Origin of the sequence: Desulfocicer vacuolatum DSM 3385 (assembly GCF_900176365.1) — a bacterium.
Taxonomy (GTDB): domain Bacteria; phylum Desulfobacterota; class Desulfobacteria; order Desulfobacterales; family Desulfobacteraceae; genus Desulfocicer; species Desulfocicer vacuolatum.
Genome location: NZ_FWXY01000005.1, coordinates 44,398 through 57,043, shown reverse-complemented (window position 1 = coordinate 57,043; position 12,646 = coordinate 44,398). Strand labels below are relative to the sequence as shown.

General features: G+C 48.1%; 9 protein-coding genes. 5 read left to right on the top strand and 4 right to left on the bottom strand.

Features of this window, described 5'->3' with window-relative positions; genetic code table 11:
- Nucleotides 1-76: 76 nt before the first annotated feature.
- From efpL to B9A32_RS06005, 3 genes are all read right to left on the bottom strand, one after another.
- The gene (gene efpL / locus B9A32_RS06015) at nucleotides 77-643 is read right to left on the bottom strand and encodes an elongation factor P-like protein EfpL (protein ID WP_084067496.1); all 567 of its coding nucleotides are present in this window, start codon (nucleotides 641-643) and stop codon (nucleotides 77-79) included.
- A gap of 30 nt (nucleotides 644-673) precedes the next feature.
- Entirely contained in the window at nucleotides 674-955 is a 282-nt protein-coding gene (locus tag B9A32_RS06010) for a hypothetical protein (protein ID WP_084067495.1), read from the bottom strand.
- Nucleotides 956-1,065: 110 nt separating this feature from the next.
- Nucleotides 1,066-1,440 (bottom strand): YajD family HNH nuclease, encoded by a 375-nt coding sequence (locus B9A32_RS06005; protein ID WP_084067494.1) that lies wholly within the window; start codon nucleotides 1,438-1,440, stop codon nucleotides 1,066-1,068.
- Between the two features lie 608 nt (nucleotides 1,441-2,048).
- On the opposite strand from B9A32_RS06005, the gene B9A32_RS06000 reads away from it, so the two are divergent.
- Both B9A32_RS06000 and argA read left to right on the top strand, forming a co-directional pair.
- Nucleotides 2,049-2,246, top strand: coding sequence for a hypothetical protein (locus B9A32_RS06000; RefSeq protein ID WP_084067493.1), 198 nt, complete (start codon nucleotides 2,049-2,051; stop codon nucleotides 2,244-2,246).
- 10 nt (nucleotides 2,247-2,256) lie between these two features.
- Nucleotides 2,257-3,615: an amino-acid N-acetyltransferase gene (gene argA, locus B9A32_RS05995; protein WP_084067492.1), complete on the top strand. Its 1,359-nt coding sequence runs from the start codon at nucleotides 2,257-2,259 to the stop codon at nucleotides 3,613-3,615.
- Between the two features lie 66 nt (nucleotides 3,616-3,681).
- Here the strand turns inward: argA and B9A32_RS05990 are convergent, their stop codons facing one another.
- A complete protein-coding gene (locus B9A32_RS05990; RefSeq protein WP_170923722.1) occupies nucleotides 3,682-5,526 on the bottom strand; it encodes a hybrid sensor histidine kinase/response regulator in 1,845 nt (614 codons plus the stop codon).
- Nucleotides 5,527-5,954: 428 nt separating this feature from the next.
- Here B9A32_RS05990 and B9A32_RS05985 point away from each other — a divergent pair, with 428 nt between their 5' ends.
- From B9A32_RS05985 to B9A32_RS05975, 3 genes are read left to right on the top strand one after another with little or no spacing between them, the layout of a single operon-like run.
- Nucleotides 5,955-10,628 carry a beta-ketoacyl synthase N-terminal-like domain-containing protein gene (locus B9A32_RS05985; protein ID WP_170923721.1) on the top strand — a complete coding sequence of 1,558 codons (4,674 nt, stop codon included), beginning with the start codon at nucleotides 5,955-5,957 and terminating at the stop codon, nucleotides 10,626-10,628.
- Nucleotides 10,625-11,677 (top strand): 3-oxoacyl-ACP synthase III, encoded by a 1,053-nt coding sequence (locus B9A32_RS05980; RefSeq protein WP_084067489.1) that lies wholly within the window; start codon nucleotides 10,625-10,627, stop codon nucleotides 11,675-11,677. The genes B9A32_RS05985 and B9A32_RS05980 overlap by 4 nt, the downstream gene beginning before the upstream one ends.
- Before the next feature lie 15 nt (nucleotides 11,678-11,692).
- Nucleotides 11,693-12,604, top strand: coding sequence for an alpha/beta fold hydrolase (locus tag B9A32_RS05975; protein ID WP_232367064.1), 912 nt, complete (start codon nucleotides 11,693-11,695; stop codon nucleotides 12,602-12,604).
- Nucleotides 12,605-12,646 lie beyond the last annotated feature (42 nt).

Below are 12,646 nucleotides of genomic sequence, written 5' to 3'. Positions count from 1 at the left end.
CACGGCCCCAATGCAATATGGGTCCGTGTGGCGGTTTTTTAACATAAAAAAGTTTGAAGTACGTCCCCTGCCGGGGTTATGCCTTGGACATGAACTTTCTGGTTTCAGTATTCACCTTCACCATTTCTCCGGGTTCAAGGTATTCCGGGACCTGGATTTCAACGCCGTTGGACAAGGTGGCAGGTTTGGTCCTTGCCGTTGCACTGGCTCCCCTCATTCCCGGGGCCGTTTCTGTGACCTCAAAGACAAGGGATTTGGGTATTTCAAGGCAAACCATGTTTTCATCAATGATGGTGGCCAAAAGCCCTTCCATCTCATCGGAGATCCACACCAGTTCATCTTCCATGTCTTCGGTGGAGATCATATACTGGGTATAGTCTTCTTTGTCCATGAACACATGGAGATTTCCATCGGGATAGAGATATTGCACCGACCGTTTTAGAAGATCCACATCAATGAGCATGTCATTTCCCTTAAAGGTATCTTCGTATTTCTGCCGGGTTTTTACATTACTGAATCTGACTTTGTAGAGGGTGGCAGCCCCCCTTGCCGTTGGGGATTTCACAGTGATATCTTTTACCACATAGGGTTCATTGTTGATTTCCACCACATGGCCTTTTTTCAAATCACACGCATTGGGCATTTTCTTTTATGACTCCTTAAAACAATTAACTCAACTTTCGGTGTTCGCATTTCGTGGTGGGGTCAGGCTTTCGTTATTGACATTATCGAGGCTTTTTTCGTTGGCAAAGGCCTTGGTCCATAACATCAATAACAAAAGCCTGACCCCGTCGGTACATTTAAAAATGCCAGCTTTGAAATGAAGCCCGAAAGTTGAGACAATTAAACAACCTGGCTCTTTCATTCCCGAATTATGGGCTATCTTTAAAAACGTGCCCCCTTTTAACAAACAACATAAAGGAAACCAAGAATTAAAAATTTCGGCATCCATCATATGCTCCCAAAAGAAGTTTACACCTTTCGATTAAGTTGTCCCGGGAAATGGTAAGATTACCCTGAAAATTTAATGCAGGGATGAATAATGCCAACAAAATTTTATGGAATTTATTTTTTATCCTTTAACAGATCTGCAAGCCCGGCAAAGGGGTTATCTGAAAAATCGTTATCCGGTTCTGTATCTCTGTCCGTGGATGGCGTGGAATCATAGGCATCGGCAACCAGATCCCGGGAATGCTCATTTTCATGGCAGTAAATGCAGAGTAACTCCCAGTTGCTTCCGTCAGGTGGATTGTTATCATGGTTATGGTCTTTGTGATGTACGGTGAGCTCTTTAAGATTTTTGCCGTTGAATTCGCGGCAACAGTGAGTACATATCCAGGGAAACATTTTAAGGGCCCGTTCCCGATAGCTTTTTTCACGTTCCCGTTGGCTGCGGATCATGTCTGAAACGGCAATGGTCCCTGATTTTTTTGAAGCCATTTTAAAATTTTCTCCTAAGTTAGATTTTACTCAACTTTCGGTGTTCGCATTTCGTGTGGGGTCAGGCTTTCGTTATTGACATTATCGAGGCTTTTTTCGTTGGCAAAGGCCTTGGTCGATAACATCAATAACAAAAGCCTGACCCCGTCGGCACACTGACCCCATCGGTACATTTAAAAATGCCGGCTTTGAAATGAAGCCCGAAAGTTGAGTTAGATTTTACATAAAAGGCAAAAACGTATGCAGCAGGTCAGGGCCGATTTTTGACTTGTAACCCAGTCCGGCAGATTATTTCAACAGTGATGAAGTTTACTAATAATTTGCAGAATTATCAAGTCCATTGCCTTAAACAGATTCCTTAACAGCCGGGGGAGATTTTTACATAAATATCAAAATTATTTTATGGCATCCTCTATCGAAATAAGAAAAGCTATGATAAAAAGGTGGTTAAAAGTCCCATTGGATTTTAAAACGCAAATCTCATTTAAGGCTATTTGTGTCAAAAAATATACCGGCTTGCTTCTATTTTCAGTCGCCGATAGCCTGACCGAAATATGCAAAAATCGTTAATACATTGTTCAGGCTGGACAGTTTACCGGAGGGAACAGATGACAGAAACGGACGACATGGAAAATATAAAAACCTTAACCCTTCGCCTCCGGGAGCTGAAAAAGGCCATCTCAGAAACAAAAAAACGACTGCCGGCCCATTCCACCAAACCGGCGGTGATGATGGATCTTTTAGCGCTTGAAGATGAATACCATGAAATTTTACTTAAAATACGATCATTAAACAAAAACCCATAACGGTAAAACCATGACAAAATCAAAAACCGAACTTCCCCAGCGTTATGCAAACAGAGCCAGCGTCAATACCATACGGGAGGTCTTTGATTATATCAGCCGATACAGGGGGAAAATTTTTGTCCTTAAAATTGAAGACAGCCTCATTGGTAACCCCTTATTTCCTTTGCTGATGAAGGATATTATCCAGCTTCATAACATCGGTGTCCAATTGATTATTGTCACCGGTACCCGGACCACCATTGCCAGAAATCTTACTGCTGCCGGAATTAAAAGCACCTTTGTCAAAGGCATACGCATCACCCCGGATAGCGTTCTTCCCCACATCAAACTTGCTGCCATGGAGGTGGTGCAAACCATTATCTCCCACCTTGCCGCAGGCGGTGCCAACGGGATCATGGGCAACTGGACCAAGGCCCGTTCTCTGGGGGTTCGAAAAGGCATTGATTTCCAGTGGACCGGCCAGGTTGAAAAAGTCAGGTCAGACATTGTTCATAAATTGCTGGCCCAGGAATTTATTCCGGTATTGTACAACATCGGCCTGAACGCCAAAGGGGACTGCTACAATCTTAACTCCAACCAGATCACCCGGCAACTGTGTCTGGATCTGAACATAGAAAAGCTTTTTTTCATCCGATCCCAGGATGCGTTGACAACAAAGGGATTGCTCATTCCACCGGGGGCCCAGGTGCATCCCAACGGAAAAATTCTCTCCAACATTGATCTTTCCCATGTGGATTTTATTCTGAGCAATAATCACACTGTTTTAAGCCCTGAAGACCGGGAGTTGCTGGCCCATGCAAAGGCTGTGATCTCCCGTCCCAACGGGGTTAACAGGGTGCACATCATAGATGGAAGAAAGGAAGGCAGGCTTCTCCAGGAAGTTTTCACCAGTGTGGGGGGCGGAACCATGGTGTATGGTAACCGTTATGCCCATATCCGCCGGGCAACACAGGATGATGTTCCGGAAATAATGCACCTCATGGACGGATATGTGAAAAAAGGAAATCTGGTCATGCGCACGGACCTGGATATTAAGAATCAAATAAACGACTATTATATCTATGAGGTGGACCATGCCATATATGGATGCGGAGCCCTTTATGACATGGGGCAACGGTGCGCAGAAATCGGTGCCATTGCTGTAAACACGGCCTATAAATCCAAGGGGGTGGGTCGGGGGATCATGCAATATCTCATCCAGAAAGCCCGTGATAAAAACATAAAAACCCTTTTTCTGCTCACCACCCGGGCCGCTGACTGGTTCTTTGAATTTGGTTTTATCCAGGGCCGCCCGGAAGATTTACCGGAACATCGGAAAAACAATTATAACATGGAGCGAAATTCCAGAGTACTATTGCTGGATCTATGACAATTGATCACCTGCCCAAACCCTGTATGAATAAAATTATGTACAGGGCATCAATGCACTTCTTGATCATTCATCCAAAACCTCTCGAATGGTTTCCCCAATTTTCCTGAGTGAAAAAGGCTTATCCAGATAGGCATTGAATTTTAGTTTCCGGGCCTTTTCAGTATTGACCTGATCACTGAACCCGGAGCATAAAATAACCGGCAGACTCTGCCGAATGGCCCGGGCACGGGATAATAATTCCACCCCGGTCATTTGCGGCATGGTCATATCTGTAATCAAAAGATCAAAATCCGAAGGTGTTCGGGAAAATATCTGCAGGGCATCATCACCGGCAGTTGTCATGGTCACATGATACCCAAGGCGCTCCAACATCTGATGTGCCATGCAGGCAACGGATTTTTCATCATCCACCAGAAGAATATGTTCATTGCCCCGGGGAATAGGGATCTCCTCGGGTACAAATTGAATTTGCTGTTCCCCGGACATGAGGGGAAAGTAGATGCAAAATTCAGTACCCACGCCCTTTTGACTTTGTACCCTGATATTTCCTTTGAACTCTTCAATGATGGATTTCACCACGGAAAGTCCCAGTCCCGAGCCTTTCCCCCTGCTTTTGGTGGTAAAATGGGGATCAAATATTTTTTCAAGGATCTGTTTATCCATGCCCTCCCCTGTATCCCGGAAGACCAGTAACCCATAGCGACCGGGGGGAAGATCCGGGGTGGGACAAAATCCCTCTTCAACCAGACTTTCTTCAAAAATAACCCACAGGGTTCCTCCGGTTAACTCCATGGCGTGGTAGGCGTTGATGCCAAGATTCATCATCACCTGGTGTAGTTTTGTGGGATCACCAAATACCTTGTCGCATTGTGTGTCTATGATGGATTCAATGTGAATGGTTCTGGGAATGGTTGAACGAAGTAAATTTAAACACTCCCTGGCCACTTTTTGCACAGCCACCGGCTGACGAATTTCTGATTCCTGGCGACTGAAAGATAAAATCTGAGCAACAAGATTTTTGGCCCGGACAGATGCCTTGAGGACCTCATCCAGATTACTCTGGAGTTCAGGCTTATCCACAAGTTCTTCCTTGATCATTTCCGAATACCCGATCATGGGAGAAAGTATATTATTAAAATCATGGGCAATTCCCCCGGCAAGGGAGCCGATGGCTTCCATTTTCTGCATCTGTTGAATACGGGTTTCGTATTTAATGCGCTCCTTTTCCATCTCTTTCAGGGTGGCAATGGTCCCACGGTGGGCCTGGATCTGCCGATTTAATTGTCGGGCAGTTTTTTTAAGCTCTTCACCGGTCTTTCGGGAACGTTCAAGGGAACGTGAAAGCCCCCGGATTAACCGCCCCATGCTCACAACCGAAATAATACTCAAAAACATGAAAGTAATGGAAGTGGTCACCCATATATCTCTGGAATAGGTTTGAAGGTTTGCCCAGAAGGAAAAGTTGATTTTAAGAAGATGGGTAAAGCAGAGCAGAACAATCAGTTGTAGCGTTAGAACAAATATTCCTGAATTTATCCCCAGAACCAGGGTGGCAAAAACCGAGGCAAAAAACATCCATATTCGTCCACTGCCCAGGGGACCAATGGAGAACATAGCCAGACAGCCAAGCCCAAATAACACCATAACCCCCATCCAGGCCCGCAGTTTAAACGGGAGATACCAAGCCACAGTGATAAAAAAGCATAACAGATATGATAGTACATACAAGGTCAGATTCACCCACAAACCGTCTCCGGCAGCTCTGATGCAGCTGTTAATCAGCGGAAACAAGGATACCACACAGATACACATAAGAACAAATACAAAACTCTTTTCCTGCCATTGTGCCAGGGTGATGCTTTTGTGGGAAAAAAGTTTGTCTTTAAGATATGAAAAAATTGCTTTCATGTGACTGATCCTGTGGAGTTGATCGTTCGTCTTAAATGTAAATACATACTTACACAGAATCACCGTGAAAATCAAGACGTCAAGACAAAATCCGTTGAAATATACGAATAAGAAACCACGATGGACAAATAATAACATTTAATTTTAATTGCATTATGCCGTCCCTCCCACGGCAATGGTCCCGGACCGGAACTGTAGACAGCTCAATTGTCCGGTTCCCATTGCCCATCGGAGGGCGGCTCTGCCTTGGCATGCCTTGAAGTTTACATTTTTTTTACAAAAACATTTTCAACATACTTTACACGCATAAAGCATTAAAATAACAACCAAACAACTATTCGGCAAAATGCAAATTAAGATATAAATAAATTAATATTAAATTACCCTTACTTGTATTTCCTTTTTTTCTCCATTATATGGTTGGGGTTATGACTTTACATAGAGAAAAAATAGCAGTTGTGGGTATTTCCGGAATTTTCCCCGGAGCCCCAGATGTGGACACCTTCAGCCGGAATATCATGGCAAAAAAAGAAGCTGTCATTGACGTGCCCCCCGGTCGATGGGACATTCCACCGGAACAGGCCCATTCCACCGTATACCGGCCGGACACCGTTGCCTCAAAACGGGCGGGATTGATCACGGATTTCATCTTTGATCCCCATGGCTTTACCCTGTCACCGGATCTATTATCAGCCCTTGATCCCCTGCATCACCTGGTGCTTTCCGCAGGGCAGCGGGCCTTGTCCCATTGCCATTGCCCGGAACAGATCAAGGCAAAAACAGGGGTGATCCTTGCAGCCATTGCCCTTCCCACCCAATGCACCTCGGATATTGCCCGCCAGGTGATCATGGAGCACCGTGGGGATGCGTTGACCCGGGCCCAGGCCCTGGCAGCCGGGGTGGTGTCTGTACCGGCAGCACTTCTGGCACGGGCCATGGGACTCCATGGCGGTTGTTTTACTTTGGATGCGGCCTGTGCATCCTCTCTTTTTGCCATCAAACTTGCCTGCGATCAGCTTGCCCTGGGCCGGACAGACATGATGATCGCCGGCGGTGTTTCCCGCCCGGATTCTCTCTATACCCAGGTTGGATTTACCCAGTTAAAAGCCCTTTCTCCTTCAGGGCGATGCGCTCCCTTTGACCAACAGGCAGACGGCCTTGTGGTGGGGGAAGGCACCGGCATGGTGGTTTTAAAGCGCATGACAGATGCCCTGGCCTGCCAAGACACCATCCACGGCGTCATCACCGGCACGGGGTGGTCCAACGACATTGGCGGCAACCTTGTGGCCCCCTCTTCCGACGGTCAAATCCGGGCCATGGCAGCGGCCTATCAACAGGCCGGGTGGTCCCCCAAAGATGTGCAGCACATTGAGTGTCACGGCTCTGCCACACCGGTGGGGGACGGAGTTGAACTAAACTCCATGAAGACCTTGTGGGAAAATGCCGGTATTACCGGAGATAATAACCTTACCTGTGCCATTGGTTCGGTTAAATCCATGGTGGGGCATCTGCTCACCGCTGCCGGGGCTGCCGGATTTATTAAAACCCTCATGGCCATGAAAACAAAACAACTTCCCCCCTCACTGAACTTCACGGCCCCCCCGAAAAACAGCCCGCTTTATCAAACCCCCTTCCGGGTGCAGACAGATCCTGAGCCCTGGATTCCCTGTTCCCTTTCCCGGGATAAATCCATTGCCATGGCCCGACGGGCGGGCGTCAGTGCCTTTGGATTTGGCGGCATTAATGCTCATATTCTGGTGGAAGAATACCGAAAAGAGATTCCCGCCTTTTATTATACTGCCAACGCTCTCTTTGCCCATACGGACAAAAAAAACAGGCTCCAAGACCGTTCCCGATCCTTGGCCGCATCTGCCCCCCATGGCAATGGCGGGGATGTACCGCCATGGCAGCACAATATTGATGCCGATCATTCCATGGACAGCTCCCCCGATAAAAAAAATCAGAACGCCCAATCCCATGGAGTTGCCATCGTAGGCATGGCATTGATCACCCCCGGAGCAGAAGACATTGATGCCCTGGCACAGTTAATGATATCCCCCGGGCAGAAAAAGACCACGCCCATCCCGGAATCCCTTTGCCACGGCACAATCGGCCAGTGGATGGATGAGATCCACACCTTTGCCGGGGAGTTCCATATTCCCCCCAACCAGATCCCGGATCTTCTCTCCCAGCATCTGATGATGCTCAAAGCTGCCATGACTGCCATGAAAGATGCCGGTATTTCCCTCCGTCCCAACAAAAAACAGGCCCTTAGAAACCGGTTTGGTGCGGCCATTGGCATTGAGTTTGATCATGGGGCCACAGATTTCCATCTTGGCTGGCTGCAACGGCATGGCAAAGCACAGCCGAATGCATCCCATGGGGCATTGCCCCTCCCCTCCCTTACAGCCAACAAAACACTGGGGGCCCTGGGGGGCATTGTGGCCAGTCGTATTGCCAGGGAATTTCAGCTGGGCGGCCCCTGCTTTACCCTGTCCGCCGATGCAAACTCCGGTTTAAAGGCCCTGGAAGTGGGAATCAATGCCATTGAAGCCAACGAGACCGATATTTTTCTTTGCGGGGCCGTGGACATGGCCGGGGATCTGCGACAAACACTGCTTGCCCGGTGTCTTGCCACCCAAGATCATTGCCGGAATACTGACCTGAAAAACAGCCCCCCAAAGGAGCCCTCCTGGTCCGAAGGGGCCGTGGCCGTGGTGCTGAAGTCCCTGGAAAAAGCCATGGCAGATAAGGACAATATCTACAGTGTCATCACCGCCACCGGTGGTACCTGTGGGGGGGAAATGGCCGCCGAAGGCCCATCCTTGTCCAGCCCCGTCCTGGAAAAAGCCTATGAAACCAGCCTTAAAACGACCCTGGACCGGGGAAATCTTTCTTTCTCAAACATTGAATTTCATATGATCCAGGGGTGTGGCGCCTGCCGTTCCATGGAAATGGATATATTAAAAAAGCTGCATCAATCCCCCAAAAAAAGAACCCAAGTGCCCTCCATGGGGGCTTCCTGTGATACCCTGGGCCATACCTTTGGTATTTCCGGACTTGTTTCCACGGTTCAGGCATCCCTTGCCCTTTACCATGGATTAACTCCCGGCATGGAAACAGATATCATATCCATGGGCCATGGCACTTCCCGGGAAAACGGGGTCCCACGCTCACCTGTCACCCCACCCCCATGGATCAGTCATGTCCCCACAAATAAAGCGGTGCATGCCTGCGTGGCAAGCGTCACCCGGGACGGTGCCTGTGGCCACGTGATACTTAAATCCCCCCCCATGGGAATCACAGCCCTGGCTGACACCGCAAAAAAAGCCGGGGAAAAAAATACGACACCGGCGATTTCTCCTGAAAATAAAATTATTTTAAAGGCCCATGGCTTTCCGTCAGATAAATTTATCCCCCTGCCCTTACCCCATGAACGGATAAAGGCACCGCAAAATCGGGACAAACAACTTCACTCCGGAACCACATTACCCCAAAGAGATTCACGTTCCCAGGGTGCCATCCAATCCTTTTCCCGGAACTCTTCAGATGCCGTCGCTTCTGGAAATTTTTCCGGTAACGGCCTTGCACAATCCATTACTGCCACTGAAAAGGCCCACATGAAATTCCTTGAACTATCCCAGGAAAACACAAAGGCCCTTGAAACACAATTCAATACCCTGACCCACCTGGCTTCCACCCTGGTGAAAACGAACCCCATGGCCCGGGGAGGTTTCATGGATGTTACCTGTGAAGACAATGTTTTTTCTCCCTTTCCAGATAAAGACAATTCAAGTGGCCGGAAAAATGCAGATCATTCTGTGGAAATATCCCGGGAAAAAAGAACAGAACAAATCCATGCACCAACAGATATTCCACCAGCCAAAAGAAAAGAACCGCTGTTTGACCGGCACCATTGTTTGACCTTTGCTGTGGGAAATGCCGGTGCCGTACTGGGGAAAAAATTTAATATCATTGACACCTATCCTGTACGGGTGAGACTTCCGGATGAACCCCTGATGCTGGTGGACCGCATCATGGCCATAGAAGGTGAAATGTTGTCCATGGGGCCGGGTAAAATCATCACCCAGCACGATGTTCACCCCGATGCCTGGTACCTTGACGGTGGCAAAGCCCCGGTGTCCATCTCCATTGAAGCGGGCCAGGCAGATCTTTTTCTCTGCTCCTTTTTAGGGATTGATCATAAGGTAAAGGGGCATCGACGATACCGACTGCTGGATGCCAGGGTCACCTTTCATCGTCCGTTGCCCCAACCCGGTGAGACCATAGAATATCATATTGTCATTGATCGATTTTTAAAACAGGGGGATGTCTATCTGTTTTTCTTTCATTATAAAGGCTACATAGATAACACCCTTTTCATATCCATGCGGGACGGATGTGCCGGTTTTTTCACCCCCCTGGAGGTGGAAAACTCCGGTGGGATTATTCTTAAAAAAGAAGAAATTGCCAAGGATACCCGTATTTGTGATTTTCAGATTCCTGTGCCGGTGCAAAAAGAACAATACACCAAAACCCAGGTGGAAGCCCTGCGTCAAGGGGACCTGGCAGCCTGTTTTGGCTCCATATTTGAAGGTGTTGTTCTGGGTAAAAAATTACGCCTGCCCGGGGGGCGCATGCACCTTATTGACCGGGTTGTCTCATTTGACCCTGCTGGAGGGCGTTTTGGTCTTGGCCTGATCATTGCCGAAGCAGATATCCACCCTGATGACTGGTTTCTTACCTGCCATTTTGTGGATGACAAGGTGATGCCCGGCACCCTGATGTATGAGTGCTGTGCCCATGCCCTTAGAATTTTCACCCAGCGTGTGGGCTGGATCTCCCAAGGAGATGATGTGCATTACGATATCATTCCCGGCATGGAAAGCGATCTTAAATGCCGGGGACCGGTCACCCCGGAAACCCGCAAAGCACGATATGAAATAGAAATCAAAACAATGGGATATGACCCTGAACCCTTTGTGGTGGCAGATGCCCATATGTTCTCCGATGATCACAGGATTGTATTATATAAAAACATGGGAATGAAACTGGTGGGACTTTCCCGCCGGGAAATTGAAAATTTCTGGAGCAATAGATGAAATATTCCAAGGTATATATTGACGCGCTGGGCTATGAGCTGGCCCCCAACGTCATCACCACCGATGAGATAGAAAAACGCCTTGAGCCCTTTTATACGTCAGCCGGCTTTAAAATGGGGCAACTGGAGGTGTTAACCGGCATAAAAGAGCGAAGATTCTGGGATGTGGACCATACCCTGGCCCAGGGATCGGCCAAGGCCGGGCAAAAGGCCCTGACGGCAGCTGATGTCTCTCCAGATGATATCGGTGCGCTGGTGTTTTGCGGCGTTGGGCGGGATGGATTTGAACCTGCCACGGCCTGTGCTGTTGCCGATGCGCTTAAAATAAGCAACACCGCTCATATTTATGATGTTTCCAATGCCTGTCTTGGCATGATCACCGGCATGGTGGAAGTGGCCAATGCCATTGAACTGGGACAAATCCGGGCAGGGCTGGTGGTCTCCTGTGAAACAGCAAGACAGATTGTTGATGCCACCATTGATGAGATAAACCGGGAAAAAACCGTTGAGTTCTATAGCAAAACCATTGCCACCATGACCGGCGGTGCCGGTGCTGCTGCCGTCCTTCTCACCGACGGCACCCTGGGAAATAATGTGGAGAGCAGACATACCCTCAAAGGCGGGGTGGTGAGACATGACAATAGATTCCATGATCTTTGTCGATGGACCTTCAATGAATCGGGCATGCCCACCCATGCCACGGTGCGGATGCGTACCAATGCTCACGGGGTATTGGAAAACGGCCTTGCCCTGGCCAGACAAACCTTTGAAGATTTCACCCGGGAAATGGATATCCCCAACAACATGCCTGACAAGTTCATCTGTCATCAAGTGGGGTCCACCCACCAGAAGATGTTTCACAAAATCATGAATATTGATCCGAAAAAAGATTATTCCACCTTTCCCTATCTGGGAAACATGGGCACAGTGTCCCTGCCCATGACCGCTGCCATTGCGCATGAACGGGGATTTTTAAAATCCGGTGATTATGTGGGATTTATGGGGATTGGATCTGGTCTGAATTGCCTTATGATGGGCATTGAATGGTGATAATAAAGGAAAATTATGGAACGTAATATCAATGGGAAAGTGCTGTCCACCCAAAAGTTTGCATCTCTTTATCCCTTTAAGCCCAAGCATGTAAATACCCGGGGCCATGCGCTTTACTATCTGGATGAGGGCAGCGGTCCTCCAGTACTCATGGTGCATGGCAACCCCACCTGGTCTTTTTACTATCGTCACCTGGTAAAAGCGTTGTCACCGAATCACCGCACCATTGTGCCGGATCATATTGGGTGTGGATTTTCTGACAAGCCCGATGCCAATGCGTACCAATACACCCTTCAATCCCGGGTGGAGGATCTTGATACTCTGATAAATAAATTAAACCTCACTGAAAAAATTTCCCTGATTGTCCATGACTGGGGGGGAATGATCGGTCTTGCCTGGGCCCTGGATCACCTGGATCGTGTGGACCGCATTGTCATCACAAACACCTCCGGCTTTTTTCTGCCCCGGGGAAAAAAATTTCCATTGAGACTGTGGCTTTTAAAGTATCTTGCCCCCTTTGCCATTCCTGCGGTTCAGGCAGGCAATATTTTCTCTTGGGCGGCTCTTTACATGGCCCCTCGTTTTCCCCTTTCAAAGCAGATAAAACAAGGCTTAACCGCTCCCTATGATTCCTGGAAAAACAGAATTGCCACCCTGAAATTTGTCCAGGATATCCCCCTATCCCCCCGGGATGAAAGTTATGCCCTGGTCAAAAAGGTGGAGGACAACCTCCAGCAATTGGAAAAAATCCCCATGATGATTCTTTGGGGGCGCCATGATTTTGTTTTTGATCTTTCGTTTTTAAACGAATGGAAACTGCGGTTTCCCCGGGTACCGGTGCATCTGTTTGATGATGCCGGACATTACCTTTTTGAGGACAAACCCGGGGAAAGTACAGCATTAATAAAAAAATTTATGGAAACATAAAGGATAGTCTTACATCATTCTGGGTCAGGCAGACTTCACCTA